Origin of the sequence: Marinobacter qingdaonensis, from assembly GCF_034555935.1 — a bacterium.
Lineage (GTDB): Bacteria > Pseudomonadota > Gammaproteobacteria > Pseudomonadales > Oleiphilaceae > Marinobacter > Marinobacter qingdaonensis.
The window spans coordinates 345,457-367,281 of sequence record NZ_JAYDCJ010000003.1 but is presented as its reverse complement, the minus strand read 5'-3'; the positions used below and the strand labels follow the sequence as shown (position 1 = coordinate 367,281).

Sequence of the window (21,825 nt, the reverse complement as noted above, 5' to 3'; positions counted from 1 at the left end):
AGAACGACCACCATGTTCACACGTCACTACAAGGTTTGGCCGAAAGAGCTGCCAAAAACCATGACGCTGCCGAAAACCAGCCTGTTTACCAACCTGGAGATTTCGGCCCGCCGGTTCCCGGACCATAACGCGCTGATTTTCTACGATGCCCCCATCACTTACCGCCGTCTGCTGCAGGAGGTGGAGACCATGGCCGGCCATCTGCAGGCCCAGGGTGTGGCGAAAGGGGATCGGGTGCTGCTGTACATGCAGAACTCGCCCCAGTACGTGATTTCCTACTACGCCATCCTGCGTGCCGATGCGGTGGTGATTCCGGTCAACCCGATGAACCGGTCGGCCGAATTGGAACACTACATCGCCGACACCGGCGCCAGGGTGTGCCTGGCCGGCCAGGAACTGGCGGACTTCATTGCCCCGCTGATTCCGGACACCGACCTGGAGCAGGTGGTGGTGGCGTCCTACAGCACCTACATCGACCCGGACACGGATCTGGACCTGCCGGCCGAGGTCGCCGCGCCGGCCTGGTCCGGGAATCAGCCGGGCATGGTGAGCTGGGAGTCGGCCATGGCCGCCGGCCACACCCCGAGCGAGCACTTGGCCGGTCCCGAGGATCTGGCGGTGATTCCCTACAGCTCCGGCACCACCGGCGCCCCCAAGGGCTGCATGCACACCCATCGCTCGGTCATGGCCACCGCCGTGCATCGGGTATTCTGGAACCTGAGTACCCCGGACAGCGTCCAGCTGGCGACCCTGCCGTTCTTCCACGTCACTGGTATGACCGGGTCCATGAACGGGCCGCTGTACATCGGCTCCACCTCGGTGATCATGACCCGTTGGGACCGCACCACGGCGGCGCGGCTGATCGAGCGTTACCGGGTAACCGGCTGGACCAACATCGTGACCATGGCGGTGGATTTCCTGTCCAACCCGGACCTGGGCCAGTACGACCTGTCCAGCCTGAACATGATCGGCGGTGGCGGTGCCGCCATGCCGGTCGCGGTGGCGGAAAAGCTCAAGGCCCTGACCGGGCTCGACTACATCGAGGGCTATGGCCTGTCCGAGACCATGGCGGCGACCCACATCAACCCCAACGCCCAGCCCAAACCCCAGTGTCTCGGTATTCCGGTGTTCGACGTGGACAGCCGGATCATTGATGTCGACACCCTGGAGGAAAAGGGTCCGGGTGAGACCGGCGAGATCATCTCCTGCGGCAACCAGGTCACCCTCGGATACTGGAACCGGCCGGCTGAAACCGAGGCCGCGTTCGTGGAGATCGACGGCAAGCGGTTCTTCCGCACCGGCGACCTGGGCTATTACGACGAGGACGGTTATTTCTTCATGGTCGACCGGGTCAAGCGCATGATCAACGCGTCCGGCTTCAAGGTCTGGCCGTCGGAGGTGGAGGCGCTGATGTACCGGCATCCGTCGATCCGGGAAGTGTGCATCATCTCCTCGCCGGATCCGAAGCGCGGTGAGACGGTGAAAGCCTGCATTGTGCTGACGCCCGAGGCCGAGGGCAAAACCTCGGTGGCGGACATCAGCGGCTGGTGCAAAGAGCAGATGGCCGCCTACAAGGTGCCGACCCTGATCGAGTTTGTCGACGCCCTGCCGAAATCCCCCACCGGGAAGCTGATGTGGCGGGCCCTGCAGGAAGAGGAATGGAAGGACAAGGCGGCATCCGAATGAGCAGTAAACCCAGCATCCTGATCGTTGGTGCCGGCGCCATCGGCAGCTTTTACGGCGCCATTCTCAAACGTGCCGGTTGTTCGGTCAGCACGGTACTGCGCTCCGAATACGAGGTTGTAAAAGCGCAGGGTATCCGCATCACCAGCCCGCTCGGCGACCTGTCCTATCAACCGGATCAGGTCTACCGGGACGGCGATACCCCCGCGTCGGCGCCGGATTACCTGATCCTCTGCGTCAAGGTGTTGCCCGGGGTGGATCGCGCCGAACTGGTGCGGCCCTGGATGGGGCCGAACACCCGGCTGGTGCTGATCGAGAATGGCCTGGGCATCGAGCGCGAGCTGGCGGAGGCCTACCCGGACAACCCAATTTTGAGTTGCCTGGCCTTCATTGCCGCCAGTCGCACCGAGCCCGGTGTGGTCGAGCACAAGGCCTACGGCAAGCTGGTGATGGGCGCCTATCCGAAGGGCATCGATGGCCACTGTCGCGAGCTGTCGGAACTGTTCATCGCGGGCGGGATCAAGGTGGACCTGAGTGAGGCGGTGGTCGGCGAGCGCTGGCGCAAGTGCCTGTGGAACACCCCGTTCAATCCGCTGTCGGTGATCGCCAACGGCGCCGATACCCGGACCATCCTCGACACCGAGGGCGGCGAAGCGCTGATCCGGGCCATGATCCGGGAAGTGATGGCGGTGGCCGAGGCCGAGGGTTATCCCATGGACGAGGGACTGATCGAGCAGAACATCGATGGCACCCGCAAGATGCCGCCGTACAAGAACAGCATGGCCCTGGACTACCTCAATGACCGGCCCATCGAACGCGATGCGGTGCTGGGCAACGTGGTGGCCCTGGCCGAGCACCACGGCATTGCCGTACCCCACCTGAACACGGTGCTGGTAACCCTGAGAATGCGGGCCGCGCTCGAAGGCCGGGCCTGAGCCCGGTCACCGGAACCGGCGGCGTCAGCCGCCGGTGACGTACATCACCAGATTCTCCGCCACGCAGGCGGGCTTGTCTTCCCCCTCGATTTCCACGGTGGTGTGGTAGCTGGCGAGGTAGCGGTGTTCGTCGACCTGGGTCAGCTCCTGCAGCGCCATCCGGGTGCGGATGGCGGAGCCGGCCTTGACCGCGGCCGGAAACCGGAGCTTGTTCAGGCCGTAGTTGATGCTGGCACTGGTGCCACTGACCTGCAGCACCTGGGTATTGAGCCGGGGAATGAGCGAGACGGTCAGGAATCCGTGGGCCACCGGGCTGCGCCAGGGTGACTCCGCACGGGCACGTTCAACATCCACGTGAATCCACTGGTGATCGCCGGTGGCGTCGGCAAAGGCCTGGATCATGGCCTGGGATACCGTCATCCACGGGCTGTGGCCAATCACTTGGCCCTGGTAGTCACGCAGTTCGGTCAGTGACGGGGTCAGCATGAGCATCTTCCTTCTCGTGAATGGGTGGTCTCAGACCGCGTAGCCAGGGTTCTTGCTGTCCAGCAGGCGCAGCAGCGCCGGCCAGGTCAGTTTGGCGGCGGCGCCCAGATTCTGCGACTGGTCGGCCGTGGTCTGGATCGCCTGCTCGGACGGCATCCTGGTCGGCCCGCAGCTCTGGGCCTTGACCTGAATCTCGCAGGCTTTCATCAGGAAGTACAGGTAGGTGAAGGTTTCCGGAACGTCCTGCCCGGCGGTCAGCACGCCATGATTACGCAGCAGCATCATCGACTTGTCGCCCAGATCCCGGATCAGCCGTTCCCGTTCGTCCAGGTTCAGCGCCACCCCTTCGTAGTCGTGATAGCTCAGGTGGTCCAGGCACAGCATGGCGGTCTGGCTCAGGGGCAGCAGACCGTCCCGATGGGCCGAGACCGCTACGCCATCGGCGGCGTGCAGATGCATGACCGAGCCGGCATCCTCGCGGCCCATGTGCACGGCGCTGTGGATGGTGAAACCGGCGGGATTGACCCGTTCCAGGCCGCCGGCGGCCACCACCTGGCCGTCCTGGTCGACTTTCACCAGGGACGAGGCGGTGATCTCGTGAAACAGCAGGCCGTAGGGGTTGATCAGGAAATGATGCTCCGGGCCGGGCACCCGGGCCGACAGGTGGGTGAACACCAGATCGTCCCAGCCAAACAGGGCCACCAGCCGGTAGGCGGCGGCCAGTTGGGTGCGAACCTGCCATTCGGCCTTGGCCAGATCCCGGGCGTCGGTCGGGGTGGTGCTTGTTGTCATTGGATCACCTCGCGTCGTTGGCAAAAAAAAAGGGGGTGGCCTGGCGGACACCCCCGAACGGGACCTCGTACTGAAGGGGGGAGGTCCCGGACTCACAGGAAGTGGGGGTCAGCTCGCCTGCATCAGGCGGGCGTAACGCTCCAGCTGGACGTCGTCGTCCCCCAGCTGATGGTTGATGGTGATCAGGCGCTTGGCGTAGTGGGCAAAGTTGTACTCCCAGGTCATGCCAATGCCGCCGTGGGACTGGATGCCGTTTTCGGAGATGAACTGGCCGCTGCGGCCAATCACGTTCTTGGCCGCCGCCAGGATGCGCCGGCGCTCATCGCTCTGCTCGGCGTCGGCCACGCTGGCGGCCAGGATCGCCATGGAGCGTGCCTGCTCCAGTTCCGACATCATGTCCACCATGCGGTGCTGCAGCACCTGGAACTTGCCGATGGGTACGCCGAACTGCTTGCGCTGCTTGAGGTAGTCCAGGGTCAGTTCGTTGGCCACTTCCATTACCCCGACCGCTTCCGCGCACAGGGCGGCAATGGCACGGCCGCTCTGGTACTCGATGACCGCGCCGGCCTGGCCTTCGCCGCCGAGCAGGGCATCGGCACCGACCTGGACGTTGTTCAGGACGATGTCGCAGCCCTTGGCCCCATCGATGGTGGGGTAGCTGCGACGCTCGACGCCGGCGGTGTCCGGGCTCAGGGCAAACAGGCTGATGCCGTCGGCATCCCGGCTGTCACCGGAGGTGCGGGCCGAGACCAGGATCAGGTCGGCACAGTGGCCACCGATCACCACGGCCTTGCGGCCGTTGAGCTGGTAGCCGTCGCCGGATTTCTCGGCACGGGTCTCCACATCATTCAGGTCGTAGAAGCTCTGGGGCTCCTGCAGCGCCACGGCCGCTTTCAGTTCACCGCTGGCGATGCCGGTCAGCCATTGTTCACGCTGGCTCTCGTTACCGGCCTGGGCGACCAGGCCACCACCGAAGACCACCGATTGCAGGTACGGCTCCAGGCACAGGCCCCGACCCAGTTCGGTCATCACCGACTGGACCTCGACGCCACCGCCGCCGAATCCGCCCAGCTCCTCGGAGAAGGGTACGGCGGTCAGGCCCAGTTCACTCAGCTGGGCCCAGAAGGCCTCGCTGTAGCCGGCTTCGGTTTCGCTGAACTCCAGGCGTTTTTCAAAGCTGTACTCACCGCGCACCAGGCGGCCCACGGTGTCCTGCAGCATCTGCTGCTCTTCGTTGAGTTGGAAATCCATGGTCGCCTCCTTAAAGCCCGAGGATCATTTTCGACACGATGTTCTTCTGGATCTCGTTGGACCCGCCGAAAATCGAGAGCTTGCGATTGTTGAAGTAGTTGGCCGACAGTGGCGCCGCCAACTCGTCTAACAGGTAGTCGCCGTCGAAACCGTCTGCCAGTTCCTCTTCAACAAACGGCAGGGCGTAGGGGCCAATCGCCCGGCGGGCCAGGTCATTGATGGCCTGACGGATCTCCGTGCCCCGGACCTTGAGCATCGAGCTCTCCGCCCCGGGTACACCGCCGCCTTCAACCGAAGCGATGATGCGCAGGTTGCTGATGGCCGCGGCGGTCAGGTCGATCTCGATCTTGGCGATGCGCTGGCTGAAGGTCGGGTCTTCGATCAGCGGCCGGCCATTCTTGATGCGCCGGGACGCCAGCTGCTTCAGGTGCGACAGCGCCGCCTTGGACAGGCCGATGCCGGCCAGGCCGGTGCGCTCGTAGGTCAGCAGGTACTTGGCGTAGGTCCAGCCTTTGTCTTCCTCACCCACCAGGTTTTCCACCGGCACCTTGACGTCCTCGAAGAACACTTCGTTGACCTCGTGTTCACCGTCCAGGGTGATGATCGGGCGCACCGAAATGCCCGGGGTGTTCATGTCGATCAGCAGGAAGGAGATGCCCTCCTGGGCCTTCACTTCGGTGTTGGTGCGCACCAGGCAGAAGATCATGTTGGCGTGCTGGCCCAGGGTGGTCCAGGTCTTCTGGCCGTTGACGATGTAGTGGTCACCCTCGCGCACGGCACGGGTTTTCAGGGAGGCGAGGTCGGAGCCGGCACCCGGCTCGGAATAACCCTGGCACCACCAGTCCTCGCCGCTGAGGATGCGCGGCAGGTAGGTTTGTTTCTGCTCTTCGTTGCCAAACTTGATGATGACCGGAGCCACCATGTTGACCCCGAAGGGCACCGAGCGCGGCACGCCGTAGCGGGAAGATTCCTCGTCCCAGATGTGCTTCTGCACCGGGCTCCATTTCACCCCGCCGTACTCTTCAGGCCAGTGGGTCGCGTACCAGCCCTGGGCGCTGAGAATTTTTTGCCAGCGCTGATGGTCCGCTTTGGTCAGTGGGCGGAAACTCTTCACCTTGGCGGCGATGTCCGCCGGCAGCTTCTCATCAAGAAACGCACGCACTTCGTCGCGAAAGGCGAGTTCCTCGGCGGTGTAGTTCATGTTCATGGGCAACCTCTTTGCGTTCCAGCGAAAATATATACCGCATAGCAGAATGGCCCCATGATCCTTCAGTCGCCGTTCCGCTGTCAATGTTAATGGAACAGTTTATTCGTTGTGGATCGGTAAACGGTTCTGAAATTTGTATTCGGAGCTTGTTTATCTAAAAAGCTTCCTCTAGTCTGATTTTCTCGGAAACTGGTACTGCCAGGCGGAATTTATGTAGTAGATAATTCCGCTGTATGAAACTAGGGCCGTCCGAGGCCTTCCCCGTGCCGCTTCCGAGTGCGTCCATAACAACGATTAATTCAGGTTTTAAGAGGTTTGCGATGACAACAAGAAGAGTTTCCCTGGCTGGCCTGCGGCCGACACCCCTGGCTCTGGCCGTGGCATTGCCGGCGTGCCTGCTGGGTGCCCAGGGCGCTTTCGCCCAGGATTCAGAATTGCAGGAGCTGCGGGATCGGATCGAGCAGCTCGAGTCCAAGCTCGGCACCGGCACGGCGCCCGAGCCTCAGGCCGAGAACAACTACCTGCTGAAAGATGGCACCGGCATCCGGATTGGTGACACCACCGTGACCATCGGCGGTTTCATCAAAGCGGATGTGTTGGCAGGCTCCAACGGCAATGGTTGGAAGAATGGCTATTCAGTGGGCTTGCCCCGTAGCCTGGCTGCCGCCGCCCGAGACGGTGAAAGCGATTGGAAAACCGGTTTCAGCGCGCGCGAGAGCCGGATCAGCATTGGCACCAACACCTCGGATGTGGCGGGCCATGATCTGAAAACCTACGTGGAAATGGACTTTAACCAGGGCGCCAGCGCAGACGGCAACGAGGTGGTATCCAACAGCTACGCCCCGCGGCTGCGCCAGGCCTACGGTGCCTGGAACAACTGGCTGTTCGGTCAGACCTACACCACGTTTACCGACCTGGCGGCCATGCCGGAAATCCTCGATCAGGGTAAGCAGGCGGCCTTTATCTTCCTGCGTCAGCCGATGCTGCGTTATACCCTGGCGGCACCAGGCGGCAAATTGATGCTGGCCCTGGAAAACCCGGAAGACGGATTCGGCACTGAGTCCTATGACGACCAGTCCTACCCCGACCTGGTGGCCCGTTACCAGATTCGCAACGAACTGGGGATCTACTCGGTGGCGGGTGTGGTGCGCAGCATCGAAGACGATGCCGCCGACGACACCGTGACCACCGGCGCGGTCTCGCTCAGCGCCCGCATCCCCACCGTTGGCCGGGACGACCTGCGCCTGCAGTACAGCTATGGGGACCTGGGTCGTTACATGGGGCTGTTCACCTACCCGGATGTGGACCGCGCGGCCCTGGCCAATGGCGAGGTTGAGCCGCTGAAGACCTTCGGCGCCACCGCCGCCTACCGGCACTTCTGGAGCCCGAACTGGCGCAGCTCGCTGTCGGTATCCCACACCGAGATCGTGGACGACCTGACCGGTACCACGCCTCCGTTTGGCACCCTGAGCTACTTCGACGCCTCAACCTCGGTGCACGTCAACCTGCTGTGGTCACCGCACAAGAAGCTGACCCTGGGGGTGGAGTATGCGCACTGGAACTTCGCCGAGATTGCCGGCGATGGCGACGAGCAGTATGAGCAGGTGATGGCCTCGGCCAAGCTCGCTTTCTAATAAAAGGTCTCGCTTGGAGCTCGCTCGCCTGTGTGGCTCCAATCCTGGTCTTTACCGCAAAAGCCCGACCGATTGGTCGGGCTTTTCATCGAAAAAAACGATCTAAAAGTCTGAAAAAAACGAATGATGACCGGGAGTGGGTTGTGTAAGACTCCCAAAGCTCTGGACCATCTGCCTGCACAGGAAGGCCTCAAGACCGCCATGCCGACATTGCGAGTCTCGGAAAACCGAATCAGCGAATGCCAGCTTTGGCTGGTGGCTCTGGTTATTCTGGTTTGGGCGATGGCCGGTGCCAGCACACCTCTGGTCGACCAATTGCCCGAAGGCCTGGGTACGTCCCATACCGCCCTGGTCGACGCCCCCTACGAATGGTCCTCTGCCGACCCCAACCCGGTTGACGCAGTCGGTTTCGGGCTGCTGCCGATCGGTCACGCCGATGCTCAACGCCCAGCCCTCGGCTTTATCAATCCGCCCGCACGACTCACCAGTTACCCCCATCTTCCCCAAGGCCCGCCCCGGTTCACCTGATCGTTTCTGATCAACACCCGTTGCGAAGTTTGTTGTCCGTGCAGCCGGCCACGTCGGTCCTGCGCGTATTCGGTTGGCTAGCGCCAACCCAAACCACAACTGGAGGTAACATCCATGGCCATCAGGAAGCTGCTGATCGCCAATCGCGGAGAGATTGCGGTCAGAATTGCCCGGGCCTGTCATGAGCTGGGGATACGTTCGGTCGCCATCTACTCCAAGGCCGACGAATATTCCCTGCATGTTAAAAAAGCCGACGAGTCCTACCAGATCAGTCAGGACCCGCTGTCCGGTTATTTGAACCCCCATCACATTGTGAATCTGGCCGTGGAAACTGGCTGTGATGCCCTGCATCCCGGTTACGGGTTTCTGTCCGAGAATGCCGAGCTACCGGCGATCTGCAAGCAGCGGGGCATCACCTTCGTCGGTCCGTCGTCGGAGGCGATTGCCGCCATGGGCGATAAGACCCGGGCACGGCAAACGGCGGAAGCCGCCGGTGTGCCGGTGACACCCGGTTCCAAGGGCAATCTCGCCGACGTCAAGGACGCTGTCGCCCAGGCCGCCGATATCGGTTATCCGGTCATGCTCAAGGCCACCTCAGGCGGCGGCGGACGGGGTATCCGTCGGTGCGACAATGAGAAAGAACTGCGCCAGAACTATGAGCGGGTGATTTCCGAGGCCACAAAAGCGTTCGGCAGTGCCGAGGTCTTTCTGGAGAAATGCATCATCGAGCCCCGGCACATCGAGGTCCAGATCCTGGCGGACAGCCACGGTAACGTGGTGCACCTGTACGAGCGGGACTGTTCCATCCAGCGTCGCAACCAGAAGTTGATTGAACTGGCGCCGTCGCCGCAACTGGACGACCGTCAGCGCGACTACATCGGTGATCTGGCCCGCCGAGTCGCGCGCCAGTGCGGTTATGAAAACGCCGGGACCGTGGAATTCCTGCTCGATCACGATGGCAGCTTCTACTTCATGGAAATGAACACCCGGGTCCAGGTGGAGCATACCATCACCGAGGAAATCACCGGTGTGGACATCATCAAGGCGCAGATCCGCATTGCCGCCGGCGAGCGCTTGTGGCTTCGTCAGGACGACATCCGCTATCGCGGCTTCGCGGCCCAGTTCCGGATCAACGCCGAAGATCCCAAGAACGGCTTTCTGCCCAGCTTTGGCCGGATCAGTCGCTACTACTCGGCGGGCGGCCCCGGAGTGCGTACCGACGCCAACATGTACACCGGCTATGAGATACCGCCGTATTACGATTCCATGTGCGCCAAACTGATTGTCTGGGCCATGGGTTGGCCCGAGCTGATTGCGCGCTCCCGCCGCGCACTGAACGACATGGGCATTTATGGGGTCAAGACCACCATCCCCTACTACCAGCAGATTCTGAACCACGACGAGTTCCAGGCCGGCCACTTCAACACCGGTTTTGTCGAGCGGAACCCCCAGCTGCTGGAGTACAGCACCAAGACCCGTCCTGAAGCCATTGCTACTGCCATCGCTGCGGCCATTGCGGCCCAGACGGGGCTGTAAGACGAATATCGGAGAGATCCAGAATGACCAAGCACAAGGTTCATATTACCGACGTAATCCTGCGCGATGCCCACCAATCCCTGATTGCGACCCGCATGCGCACCGAAGACATGTTACCTGCCTGTGAGTGGCTCGATCAGGCCGGTTACTGGTCCCTGGAATGCTGGGGTGGCGCCACCTTCGACGCCTGCGTCCGGTTCCTGAAAGAAGACCCCTGGGAGCGCCTGCGCACCCTGCGTGCCGCCCTGCCCAACACCCGGTTGCAGATGCTGCTGCGGGGCCAGAACCTGCTGGGTTACCGGCATTACGGTGACGATGTGGTGGAGGCCTTCGTGGCCAAGGCCGCAGAAAACGGCATCGACGTGTTCCGGGTATTCGATGCTCTGAACGATGTCCGCAACCTGGAAACCAGTATCAAGGCGGTCAAGAAAGCCGGCAAGCACGCCCAGGGTACCCTGTGTTACACCGTGAGTCCGGTACACGACACCGACGCCTACCTGGCTCAGGCCCAGGCCATGGCCGACATGGGGGCCGACAGTATTGCGATCAAGGACATGGCGGGGTTGCTGACCCCGGCGGTGACCGCGGAGCTGGTCGGCAAGCTGAAACGGTCGTTGGATCTGCCGGTGTTCCTGCACTCTCACGCCACCTCGGGCATGGCACCCATGTGCCAGTGGGCGGCCATGGAGGCCGGGGTCGATCACATCGACACCGCGCTGTCCGCCTTTGCCGGGGGCACCAGCCACCCTCCCACCGAATCTCTGGTGGCGGCCTTGCACGATGCCGGCCACGACACCGGCCTGAATCTCGAGTTGCTGGACAAGGCCACCCGGCATTTCCGCGAGGTTCGCAAGAAATACCACCAGTTTGAAAGCGCCTACAACGGCGTGGATACCTCGGTGCTGCTGTCCCAGGTGCCGGGCGGCATGATGTCCAATCTGGCCAACCAGCTCAAAGAGCAGGGCGCGCTGGACCGGATCCAGGAGGTGTTTGAGGAGATTCCCCGGGTGCGCCAGGACCTGGGCTTTCCGCCCCTGGTGACGCCGACCTCGCAGATTGTCGGCACCCAGGCGGTGATCAACGTGCTGGGCGGCAAACGCTACGACACCATTACCAACGAGGTGAAAAAGTACCTTCAAGGCTGGTATGGCCAGGCGCCGGCCGAAGTCAACGCCGAGCTGCAGCGCCGCGCGGTGGGTAGGGAGGAGCTGGTTGAAGAGCGTCCGGCCAACCTCATTCCCCGCGAGCTTGAAGAGTTGCGCAAGCAGGTGGGGGCGCTGGCGCAGAGCGACGAAGACGTGCTGACATACGCGATGTTCCCGGATCAGGCCAAGGCCTTCCTGGAGCAGCGGCGCGACGGCACGCTCCAGCCCGAGCCGCTGGAGCCGGTGCCCTCCGGACGTGGCGGGCCGGTCTCATCCAAGTTCAAGATCACCGTCCACGGTGAAAGCTACGACATCGATGTGACCGGGGCTAACCCGAGTGGGGAAAATGAGCGTCGCTTCTACATGACCGTTGACGGGGTGCCAGAGGAAATTCATTTGGAGTCCCTTGATGCGGGCAATGGCGGCGAGCGCAAGAGCGGTGGTCGCTCAGAGGCCACCAAGGAAGGCCATGTGACCACGAGCATGCCCGGCAATATTGTCGATGTTTTGGTAAAGGAAGGGGATCAGGTGTCGGCCGGTGACCCGGTTCTGATCATCGAGGCCATGAAAATGGAAACCGAGGTCAAAGCGACGATTGCCGGCACGGTAAAGGCCGTGGCCATCGCCAAGGGCGACCGCGTGGTGCCCGGTGAAGTGCTGGTCGATATCGAGTAACGGTTGAGTAACAACCGGACCTAGAGTCGAACGGCCACACCCAGGGTGGCCGTTCGCTTGTCGTAATCGTACCGGGCGATGTTGCTGTCGTTGTCGACCCATTGCAGATTCAGGGCCATCGACAGGGTGTCATTGAACCGGTACTCCCCATCCACGCCCAGGGTCAGTCGGTGATCGCGCCGATTGATCACAAGCAGGCCTTCCGGCACTTGCAGCCGGTTCTTGTCCCGATAGTAATTCAGCCGATAGCCTACGGACGTGCCCAGCTCCAGGGCCTCGGTCAGGGCATAGCCCAGGCCCAGCTTCAGGGTCTGGCCCAGGGGCGACACGCTGAAATACTCCCGGCCGGTGTCGAAGTTGTCGCGATCGTCGTAGTCCAGCCGATACCTGACGTCGCCACGCCAGTCCGCCAGTTTTGCCCGATAGCGCAGGTCCAGGCGGTAGTGCTGGCCGTCGTAGGCATCCAGGCGGGTGTCGGCGTAGACCTGTTCGGCATCGATCTTGACGGTGCAGCGGGCAGACTCGGACCCGAGCTGGCAGGCGCGGGTGGTCAGCTCGCCGGACAGTCGCGCGCGTCGTTCCTGAGTGCTGCCGCCGCGCCAGAGTTGATCGCCGCCCACCCCGAGACTGAACCGGTAGCCGGCCAATGTACGTTCCCAGGCGGTGTCCAGCCGGGCCAGGTGGGTATTGAAATCCTGCTCGTCGGTGTAGTGCCGGCCATAGAGTTGCAGCTGGGTTTTCAGGGCGTCCCGGCCCGAGCGCCAGGGATAGCCAGACACCACGTTCACCGACTCGATGAAGCTGTCGTCCAGGCTGCTGGGCGCGGTGTCCGGGAATAGCCCGATGTTTTCCTCGTAGCCGCCGGCGACCGACAGCAGCGCCAGCCATTGGCTGGGCGGTGGCAGTTCGCCGAGCTTGTCCAGCTGGGCTCGGGCCAGTTTGCCCAGGTTGTCCTCGGCACTGGCAATGGCGGCGGCATTGCGGAAGGCGATACGGGCCTTGCGGGGGTTGTCCTGGGCCAAGGCAACCAGCCCGATGTTATAGAAGGCAAGACCCCGCTGCTTGGTGTCAAGCAGCTGACGGAACATGCGCTCGGCCAGCGGGTATTCGCCCAACTGGTAATAGAGAACGCCGAGGTTGTAGGTCAGGGCACGGGAATCCAGTTGGGTCGCGGCGGCTTCGAGCAGCTGCCGGGCCCGTTCGAGGTCGTTGTTCTGGAAGGCGGCAATGCCCGCACGCATCTGCTCCCGAGCGCTGGTGGTGTCGGTGGCAGCAAGCGCCGGCGTCGTGGCCAACAGGCACGCCAGGAAGAGCAGCGGCAAATGAAAGCGATACAGCAAACGCCTTTCCCTCGGACCAGGTAGCGGGACAACTCATCTGGAAGACAGGGTCTCCAGTACGACCGCTTAAACCTAGCACACTCGGGACGGATTCACCTAGCAGACGCGCGCCAGCAGGTGCTGTGCTGGCGCACAGAAAAAGGAGGGGTGAGCCGACTGGTTACTGACCAGTGACGCTGTCGAGGGTTGAGCTGCCTTGTTCCAGCAGATCCACGTCGCCACCCGGCAGGTCCACACCGGGAAGCTCCCCGCCACCGGGCAACTCGGGGTTGCCCAGGTCCGGGAGGGGCAGCTCTGCAGCTGGCGGTTCGAATCCGGTTTCACCCGGCAGTTCGTTCTCCAGGGCATCCCGGGTTTCCCGCGCCTGCAGGGACAGGTCTTCGGTCAGCGCCTGGGCTTCCGAGGACAGCTCGTTGGCATCCAGGGCCTCAAGCGGCTCGTCGTATTCAAGCTCGGTGACCGACTCCGGAAGTTCCATTTCCTGAACGAACGAGGAGTCCAGTGCCTCTTCGTCGGCCACCATGCGCATGGTGATGTCGAGGTCCGACTGTGCCGCCGCCCAGGCCGGTGCCATCAGCACACCCAGCACCAGCAGGTGCGGCAGCGAGCAACTCAGTTTCTTCCTTAATGTCATGACGATGGCTCCGTGTGTTTGCCAATGTCAGTTTTAAAGGTCTTGCGCGTCTCGCCCTCGCCCAGATGGGCGACCAGGGTTCCCTCGCCAGGGAAGAGCACATTCATTGGCAGCGCCAGCAGGTTATCCCCAGGCTTGAGGTTAACTTTCCAGCTGACTTTGTGGCGCCCGGGGAAGGGGGCCAGTTCCATGTTAGGCGGCAATTCCAGCGTCAGTTTGACGTTGTCGACCGCCTGCGCCGAGGTGAAGGCAACACGCACCAGGCGCTGTTGCGGTTCGGCGAACTCCGACGCTTCCGGCTGGATCGCGTCCACGACCTCAGTGCTGGTCGACGGTGCCGACGTGAACTGACTGCCGATGAACACCCCGACGGCCAGGGCCGCCGCAATGGCGCCACCCCAGATGGGGGTGTGGCCTGGGCCGCGCTTCTGCCCGGTGGCTCGACTCAGGATCCGTGCCTCAAAGTCCGGATCGGGTTCGGGCACACGGTCGTCCGCCAGGTGACGGGCAATGTGCTGGGCGGTGGCCAGCGCCACTGCGCAGTCATTACATGTCGCGGCGTGCTGGCGCATCGTACGTTCGGTTGTTTCTGCCAGTTCGCCCGCGGCGAAGGCATCCACGTCATTTTTGAATTCGCTGCAGTTCATTGCATTCACCTCACTGGCATCCACGTTGCCGGGTCTCAAAAGGTTCCAATTCCGATTGCAATTTTTCTCGAAGCTGGGCACGCACCCGATGCAGCCTGGATTTGATGGTGCCCAGAGGCACGTCGAGGATGTCGGCAATGTCTTCCTGGCGCCAGCCCTCGGAATCGTGGAGCAGCAGCAGGGTGCGCTGGTCCGGTTGCAGCTCGCCGATCAGGCGCTGCAGCAGGGTGCTGCGCCGGTCATTGTCGGTGTGGCCCATGGGATCCAGCTCGGTGCTGGGGAGGGAGTCCAGGTAGGAAGTCTGTAGGTCCGGCCGATCCAGCGCGCTGGTGTTGGTCTCCCGGCCCGCCGGGCGCTTGCGCAGGCCATCGACGAACTGCCGGTACAGCACCCGGTGCAGCCAGGGGCGAAGTTCCTCGACCTGTTCGAGTTCGTCCACCTTGGGGAACAGTTTGGTTACCACGTCCTGAACCAGATCTTCGGCGTCGTGCTGATTTCCGGTCAGCCGATAGGCAAACGAGTGCAGTGCTCGAAGGTGCGGCTGGACCAGTCGCTCGAAGCGCTTGGATTTGCTCTGGCGGAATGGAAGCAAGGCCAAATGGATACCCCTGATGATCACCAAAAACCGGGATCATGCTGAAAAATCGGTCGTTATTGGTATAGAGACGCAGTGTACCAGTGCGGACAGTTAAGGGGTATGGCGAGTTTGTAAAAAATTTAACGCACGAAAAGTTAGTAAAAACAATCGACTGAAAAAATTGTACGGGTTTTCACTTAAAAAATTTTGACCTTGCGGGAACCTTAGCAATTAGACCTACGTGGTGTGCGACTAAAGGCGAAGGATCCGCTGAATTACAAAAACCCACTGTAGGTGAAACGAGTATGTTTATCCGCAACGTTTTGTTCACTGCCGTGTCGGCAGCAACCCTGGGGCTTACCGGCTGTCTCGACAGCGGCGGTCAGACCAACAAAAACGCCAATCCGCAGTATCAGATCAACGGCAGTCTGACTGTCAAAGGTACGCACCCCCTATTCGACCCGCTTGCCACTGAGTTCGTCATTCCCAGTGATGCACTGTTTGGGCTGAGCGACGTGAAAGACGGGACCATGCTGAATGGCACCGATCCGGCCAACCCGGTCACCCAGGGTATTGGCTTCCTGGACGGCGCCTCTGTGCTGGCGCCCATCGACGTCAAGATCAGCGCCAGCCTTGATAGCCAGCAGATTCTGGATGCTCGCGGCTTTGTTGAGGTCGACGGCGAAGTGGTGCCGAACCCCGACCAGAACGTATTCCTGATTCCGGTTGAGTACGCCGGTGGCGATGCCGTCTATCCGACGGATGCGGAAGCAGCAGGCCTGACCCCGGCTGCCAAATACCGTGAAGCTTTGAAGCTGCGCGAGCAGGGCAACGACGCGGCCGCTGACGCCATTTTCAGCGACCTGCTGACCGAGAAGGTCCGGGTCGAACTGCTGGACATCGACGGTGGCCAGAACAACCTGATCCGCGTCCTGCCGCTGACACCGCTGGAATCCAAGACCCAGTACGTGCTGGCCCTGACCAACGACATTGTGGATGCCAACGGCGAGCCGCTGGTTGGATCCCCGACCTACCAGTCCGTTGCCGATCCGGAGCGCGTGTTGTCGAACGCCGCTTTCCAGCCGTTCCGCAAGGCAATGCTGCCGGCCCGGAAACTGGCTGCCGATTACTTCGACTTCAAGCGTGACTACGACGCCTCGGCTGGCTTCAGTGCGACTTTTGCCGACGTGCCCTACGCCACCGCCATCACCACCACTGCAGTGGAAGACGTGCTGCTGGCCAACGCTGCACCGATCACCTACTTCCGTTCCTCCCTGCAGGTGGCCCAGCGCCAGGAAGAGTTGGGCAAACTGGTCGACGGCTTCTATAACCTGAGCGATCAGCCCCTGGGTGAAGGCGCCAGTGGCGAAGAGTCTGCCGTTAACTCCGCCATCTACACCAAGCTGACCGATCCGGCGTTCCGCCTGTACGACGAATCCCTGGCCACCATCCTCACCGACGCCAACGGCAGCGGCACGGTGGTGACCTACGACGACGTGGTTGCTGATAAGGATGCCGATCGTCGCATTGCGCATGCAATCCAGGTGGCCACCGCCGAAGCCAGCGATGAAAACATCGACATAGAAACCCAGGCTCAGGCCATGGCGACTGCAGCGGACCCGCTGCTGGATTCGCCCAAACCGCGGACCGTGAGTATCTTCAGTGAGAAGGAAGGTGGCGATGTAAATCCGGCCCTGCGCCAGAGTGCTGGTCTGGGCGGCCTGGCCGTGGACATCGACATTCGTGTCTACGAAGGCGAGATTACCCTGCCTTACTTCCAGTCCCTTCCAGAAGAAGGCAGCGGCGACATCCTGAAGACATCCAGCTGGCAGCCTGCAGACTTCTCGGGTGACGACACTCTGAATGCGGCCCCGTCGGATCGCGTCAGCTATCGGTTCCCGTTTGCTGAGAAGCAGGCTGATACTACTGTGCCCATTGTTGTCGCCGCACCGTCAACAAACTCCGTCGAGCCGGCTAATGGGTACCCAGTCATCATCTACCAGCACGCCGCGACCACGGATCGCTCAGCGATCCTGCCAATGGCCACGGCCGCAGGGTTGACTTGTATTGCGGACAACGCCGATGACTGCTTTGTCACGATTGGTATCGACCAGCCGCTGCATGGCATTTTCGACACCGGCATCGTGGGTTTAACCCCAATCAGTTCCCAGTCTGGTGCATCGGCCGAGGCTACCGAGCGTCACTTCGGCTATGCCGCCGACGCCAACCTCAACGCTGTTGCCGCAGCCGAGCTGGAAGAGCCGGAATCCGGTACCTTGTTCCTGAACTTTGCCAATTACGCAAACACTCGGGACAACATGCGCCAGGGAGCATTGGATTTGCTCAACGTAAATGCCTCCCTCGAGGCCATTGATGCAGCAATCGACGCGTGTTCCAGCTGCACCAATGACCTAGACATCGACTCCAGTCGTGTCTATTTCCTGACCCATTCCTTGAGTGGCATGGGCGGCGCAGCTGTGCCTTACGTGACCAACGTAGCCGCAGCCGATAACGCCAACCTGAACCCGATCTCGGCGTCCAACTTCTTCAACACCGGTGGCGGCTTCACCCGCCTGGTAGAGAACTCCCAGTCCGTAGCGCCTCGTGTGCTGCCAGGCTTGGATGACGCCTCTGACGGCATCCTGACCCAGGGCCGGACCGAGTTGAACATCTACTTTAACGTGTTCCAGGGTCTGCTGGATTCTGCCGACCCCGCGGCGTTTGCGCCGCTGTATGAGGGTGAACCGCTCTTGCTGACCGAAATCGTCGGTGTGCCCAATGACGCTGATCGTCCGACGGACAACACCGTCCCGAACGCGGCTGATGCTGTTGACTATCTGCTCGGCCCCCTGTCGACCACCATTCCGGAAACCGGTTTCGTGATCGAGGGTGAGAACATGCCGCTGGCGGGTACCGATCCTATGGCCGCGGCCATGGACGCGGAGTCCACACCGCTGGGTGCTGACCTCCCCTATATCACGCGGTATCTCGAAGGTTCTCACGGTAACCCGATCTCAGCCGGTCAGAAAGGTGCCGATGCGTTCTCCTCCAGCGCCGTGTTCACCGAGATGACCGCACAAATGCTCGAACTGTTTACCCTGGGATCCGTGTCTGTGAGCAACCCATGCGTAGTCAAAAATGCCGACACTTCAGGCACCGACTGCTCGGCCGAGGGCAACAGCGACGCCGGCGACGGCAGCGACGGCGGCTCCGGTGGCGGTGACGGCGGTGGCGACACCGGTGGCGGCGATGGCGGCATCATCGGCGACATTTTCGGAGCTTGATGACCGAGGTGGCCCGCGAGGTCGGGCCACCCAATCCAGACACTCTTTCGAATCCAAGTAAATCAAGGCGGTAGCCTCGCCAAACGGGGAGGCTTTGCCCAAAACTTGCGGAGCAAGCGCAATGACAACAACAAAGTCCAAGCTGCCGAAGACCCTGCGCCTGGCGGCGGCCGTGCAACTGGCCTGCCTGTCGACTACGGCGGCAGCCTTCGATTTCAGTATCTATGAGATAGACGCCTCCTTCAGCACCACGCTGACCGTCGGTACCGCGTACCGGCTGGAAGACCAGGACAAGAGCCTGATCACCCAAGGTAACCTGGGCCCGGAGTTCGCCTACAGCAACACCGGCGCCTCGTCCAACAACTTCGACGACGGCAACCTGAACTTCGAGAAGAACGAGCCCTATTCCACCATTGCCCGTGGCCGCAGTGAGCTGTTCCTGGACTACGCACCGGACAGCGACACCCTGACCCGGGTCGGTGCGCTGGCCCGTGCCAGCTACTACTACGACTACGAGCTCAAGGACAACGAGCGCGCCACCGACCCCGTGGGCCAGCAGCGCGAACTCAACCCCGAGGCCAAGGACAACGCCTCCGGCGTGGACCTGCTCGACGCCTACGTGTTCACCGACTGGTACTTCGGTGATACCCCGGTGTCCATCCGTTACGGCCGCCAGGTGGTGAACTGGGGTGAGAGCACCTTCATCCTGGGTGGCATCAACGCCACCAACCCGATCGACGTGCCGGCCTTCCGGGCCCCGGGCGCCGAACTGAAAGACGTGCTGCTGCCGGTGGAGATGCTTTATACCTCGGCCGGCGTGACCGAAGAGATCACGGTTGAAGCCTACGTCCAGACCGACTGGGAACCGTTCCGGATCGACGATTGCGGCACCTTCTTCTCGTCCGCCGACGTCGCCGCCGATGGCTGTGGCCCGGTCCTGCTGGCCGGCCAGGTGCCGGATTCCCAGGCGTTCGAGGAAGGCTTCATCGCGCCACGTATTGGCGATAAAGAGCCGGGCGACAAGGACCAGTTCGGTGTTGCGGCACGCTACTTTGCCACCGACCTGAACGCCGAGTTTGGTGTTTACTACCAGCGCTACCACAGCCGCCTGCCGTACATCAGTGGCGTGGTGAACAACCCGTCCGATGCCGACGAGACCCAACAGTACGATCCGTCCAAGCCGGCCTCGCGGTTCCCCAGCTACTTCATCGAGTACCCGAAGGGCATCGACCTGTACGGCATCAGCATCAACACCACCCTGCCGACCGGCACCTCCCTGGGCGCCGAGTACAGCTACCGTCCGAACATGCCGATCCAGTGGAACACCTTCGAGCTGATCTACGGTGGTCTGCAGCAGCGTGGTCCGGATGGTCAGATCGTCAGTAAGCTGGAGCAGCGTCGGGCCGAGAAGGGTGGAACCTATGCCGGTACCGCGGTTGAGGGTTACGACCGCTACGGCGTGTCCCAGGCCCAGGCCACCGCCATCCACTTCATCGACCGGGTGATGGGCGCGGCCCGTTTCATCATCGTGGGTGAAGTCGGTGCGACTTACGTGCACGACCTGCCTGGCAAGTCCGAGGCCCGTTACGGCCGTTCCGGTATCTACGGCGTTGGCCCGGTACCGCTGCAAGGCGACAGCTTCACTGGTGATTTCTGTAGCCAGAGCCCCGACCCGGACGATGAGACCAAGCGTCTGAACATCAATCCGACCAACTGTGGCGGTGACGGCTTCACCACCTCCTTCTCCTGGGGCTACCGCACCCTGTTCGTCTGGGATTACCCGGACGCCGTGGCCGGTGTGAACCTGCGTCCGCGGCTGTTCTGGAGCCACGACGTGAAAGGCTACGCGCCGGATCCAGGCGGTAACTTCAAGGAAGGCAACAAGTCCGTTGGTCTGGGGCTCGAGGCCACCTACCAGAACGCCTACAAGGCCAACATCAGCTACACCAATTATTTTGGCGGCAAGTACAACGAGACCAATGACCGTGACTTCATTGCTGCCTCGGTTTCCTACTCGTTCTAAGCAACCAACGACTAACAGGAGTTAGTTCCATGAAAATGATGAGATCCCTGATGTACGGCGCTGTCGCCAGCGCCCTGTTCGCCTCGGGCTCAGCGCTCGCCGCCGTCAGTGCCGAAGAAGCGGCCAAGCTCGGCGATACCCTGACGCCGATGGGTGCGATCAAAGCCGGCAACGGTGACGAAATCCCGGCCTGGGACGGCGGCCTGACCACCGCGCCGGCCGGCTTCAAGGGTGATGGCCGTTACGTCGATCCGTTCCCGGAAGACAAGGAGCTGTTCCGCATTGACCAGAGCAACGTGGATCAGTACGCCGAGAATCTGACCCCGGGTCAGATCGCCATGATCAAGAACTACGATGACTACTTCATCCCGGTCTATCAGACCCGCCGCACCGGTACCTACCCGGCCGAGGTGATGGAGCAGACCATCGAGAACGCGACCCAGGTGGAGCTGGTGGAAAGCGGCAACGGCCTGAAGAATTACCAGACCGCCACGCCGTTCCCGATTCCCCAGAATGGCCTGGAAGCCATCTTCAACCACATCACCCGTTACCGCGGCGGTTCCTTCACCCGGAACGTGGCCCAGGTCACGCCGCAGCCAAACGGTGACTTCAGCCCGGTGAAATTCACCGAGTCGTTCACCGAGCGGGTCGCGCTGGAAGACTATGAGCCGTCCGAAGATCCGAACGTGATGTTCTACTTCAAGCAGGCCATCACCGCGCCGTCCCGTTTGGCCGGTAACGTACTGCTGGTGCACGAGACCATCAACCAGGTCAAGGAGCCGCGTCGCGCCTGGCTGTACAACTCCGGTCAGCGTCGGGTCCGTCGGGCACCGAACGTCGCCTACGACGGTCCGGGTACCGCGGCCGACGGTCAGCGTACTTCGGATAACCTCGACCTCTACAACGGCGCCCCGGATAAATACAACTGGGAGCTGATCGGTAAGAAAGAGATGTACATCCCGTACAACTCCTACCGTCTGGCCAGTGGTGAGCTGGATTACGAGGACATCATCAAGCCGGGTCACATCGACCAGAGCCTGGCCCGTTACGAGCTGCACCGCGTCTGGCACGTGAAGGCGACCCTGAAGGACGAGGAGCGTCACGTGTACGAAGTCCGTGACTTCTACCTGGACGAGGACACCTGGCAGATCGCCCTGGTCGACCACTACGACGGCCGTGGCAACCTGTGGCGCGTAGCCGAGGCCCACGCCATGCAGATCTACGATGCCAACATCCCGGCCTATGCCTTCGAAACCCTGTACGACCTGCTGTCCGGTCGCTACCTGGTCATGGGCATGACCAACGAAGAAGACACGCCGTATGAATACGGCACCGAGCGCAGCTCGCGGGAGTACACTCCGGCCGCTCTGCGTCGGGCCGGCGTCCGCTAATGGCGTGATAGAAACGATGAACCCCGGCAGCGCCTGGCGCTCCCGGGGTTTGTTGGT

General features: G+C 62.0%; 17 protein-coding genes. 9 read left to right on the top strand and 8 right to left on the bottom strand.

Features of this window, described 5'->3' with window-relative positions; all coding sequences use genetic code 11:
• The first annotated feature begins 12 nt into the window (after positions 1-12).
• Both U5822_RS04920 and U5822_RS04915 read left to right on the top strand, forming a co-directional pair.
• Complete coding sequence (locus U5822_RS04920; protein ID WP_322854512.1) at positions 13-1,686, top strand: long-chain fatty acid--CoA ligase; 1,674 nt, start codon at positions 13-15, stop codon at positions 1,684-1,686.
• Complete coding sequence (locus tag U5822_RS04915) at positions 1,683-2,618, top strand: ketopantoate reductase family protein (protein WP_322854511.1); 936 nt, start codon at positions 1,683-1,685, stop codon at positions 2,616-2,618. Before U5822_RS04920 ends, U5822_RS04915 begins: the two co-directional genes overlap by 4 nt.
• Before the next feature lie 24 nt (positions 2,619-2,642).
• On the opposite strand, the gene U5822_RS04910 is transcribed toward U5822_RS04915, so the two are convergent.
• The 4 genes from U5822_RS04910 to U5822_RS04895 all read right to left on the bottom strand — a co-directional run bounded on the left by U5822_RS04910 (position 2,643) and on the right by U5822_RS04895 (position 6,354).
• The gene (locus tag U5822_RS04910; protein WP_322854510.1) at positions 2,643-3,110 is read right to left on the bottom strand and encodes a MaoC family dehydratase; all 468 of its coding nucleotides are present in this window, start codon (positions 3,108-3,110) and stop codon (positions 2,643-2,645) included.
• 24 nt (positions 3,111-3,134) lie between these two features.
• Positions 3,135-3,896, bottom strand: coding sequence for a class II aldolase/adducin family protein (locus U5822_RS04905; protein WP_322854509.1), 762 nt, complete (start codon positions 3,894-3,896; stop codon positions 3,135-3,137).
• Positions 3,897-4,004: 108 nt separating this feature from the next.
• On the bottom strand, positions 4,005-5,147 hold the full coding sequence (locus U5822_RS04900) for an acyl-CoA dehydrogenase family protein (protein WP_322854508.1): 1,143 nt from the start codon (positions 5,145-5,147) through the stop codon (positions 4,005-4,007).
• A gap of 10 nt (positions 5,148-5,157) precedes the next feature.
• A complete protein-coding gene (locus tag U5822_RS04895; protein WP_322854507.1) occupies positions 5,158-6,354 on the bottom strand; it encodes an acyl-CoA dehydrogenase family protein in 1,197 nt (398 codons plus the stop codon).
• Positions 6,355-6,674: 320 nt separating this feature from the next.
• On the opposite strand from U5822_RS04895, the gene U5822_RS04890 reads away from it, so the two are divergent.
• The 4 genes from U5822_RS04890 to oadA all read left to right on the top strand — a co-directional run bounded on the left by U5822_RS04890 (position 6,675) and on the right by oadA (position 11,872).
• Positions 6,675-7,988: a DcaP family trimeric outer membrane transporter gene (locus U5822_RS04890; protein ID WP_322854506.1), complete on the top strand. Its 1,314-nt coding sequence runs from the start codon at positions 6,675-6,677 to the stop codon at positions 7,986-7,988.
• A gap of 201 nt (positions 7,989-8,189) precedes the next feature.
• Complete coding sequence (locus tag U5822_RS04885) at positions 8,190-8,516, top strand: hypothetical protein (RefSeq protein WP_322854505.1); 327 nt, start codon at positions 8,190-8,192, stop codon at positions 8,514-8,516.
• Between the two features lie 114 nt (positions 8,517-8,630).
• Positions 8,631-10,052, top strand: coding sequence for an acetyl-CoA carboxylase biotin carboxylase subunit (locus U5822_RS04880; protein ID WP_322854504.1), 1,422 nt, complete (start codon positions 8,631-8,633; stop codon positions 10,050-10,052).
• A 23-nt stretch (positions 10,053-10,075) separates the two neighbouring features.
• Positions 10,076-11,872, top strand: coding sequence for a sodium-extruding oxaloacetate decarboxylase subunit alpha (gene oadA / locus U5822_RS04875; RefSeq protein ID WP_322854503.1), 1,797 nt, complete (start codon positions 10,076-10,078; stop codon positions 11,870-11,872).
• A 20-nt stretch (positions 11,873-11,892) separates the two neighbouring features.
• Here oadA and U5822_RS04870 read toward each other — a convergent pair whose 3' ends face one another.
• The 4 genes from U5822_RS04870 to U5822_RS04855 all read right to left on the bottom strand — a co-directional run bounded on the left by U5822_RS04870 (position 11,893) and on the right by U5822_RS04855 (position 15,091).
• Positions 11,893-13,212, bottom strand: coding sequence for a hypothetical protein (locus U5822_RS04870; protein ID WP_322854502.1), 1,320 nt, complete (start codon positions 13,210-13,212; stop codon positions 11,893-11,895).
• Positions 13,213-13,372: 160 nt separating this feature from the next.
• Positions 13,373-13,846 carry a hypothetical protein gene (locus U5822_RS04865; protein ID WP_322854501.1) on the bottom strand — a complete coding sequence of 158 codons (474 nt, stop codon included), beginning with the start codon at positions 13,844-13,846 and terminating at the stop codon, positions 13,373-13,375.
• Entirely contained in the window at positions 13,843-14,493 is a 651-nt protein-coding gene (locus tag U5822_RS04860) for an anti-sigma factor family protein (protein ID WP_322854500.1), read from the bottom strand. The genes U5822_RS04865 and U5822_RS04860 overlap by 4 nt, the downstream gene beginning before the upstream one ends.
• 10 nt (positions 14,494-14,503) lie before the next feature.
• On the bottom strand, positions 14,504-15,091 hold the full coding sequence (locus tag U5822_RS04855; RefSeq protein ID WP_322854499.1) for an RNA polymerase sigma factor: 588 nt from the start codon (positions 15,089-15,091) through the stop codon (positions 14,504-14,506).
• A gap of 284 nt (positions 15,092-15,375) precedes the next feature.
• Here U5822_RS04855 and U5822_RS04850 point away from each other — a divergent pair, with 284 nt between their 5' ends.
• The 3 genes from U5822_RS04850 to U5822_RS04840 all read left to right on the top strand — a co-directional run bounded on the left by U5822_RS04850 (position 15,376) and on the right by U5822_RS04840 (position 21,768).
• Entirely contained in the window at positions 15,376-18,354 is a 2,979-nt protein-coding gene (locus tag U5822_RS04850) for a hypothetical protein (protein WP_322854498.1), read from the top strand.
• A gap of 121 nt (positions 18,355-18,475) precedes the next feature.
• Entirely contained in the window at positions 18,476-20,377 is a 1,902-nt protein-coding gene (locus tag U5822_RS04845; protein WP_322854497.1) for a DUF1302 domain-containing protein, read from the top strand.
• A 35-nt stretch (positions 20,378-20,412) separates the two neighbouring features.
• Positions 20,413-21,768: a DUF1329 domain-containing protein gene (locus U5822_RS04840; RefSeq protein ID WP_425259387.1), complete on the top strand. Its 1,356-nt coding sequence runs from the start codon at positions 20,413-20,415 to the stop codon at positions 21,766-21,768.
• The last annotated feature ends 57 nt before the right edge of the window (positions 21,769-21,825 follow it).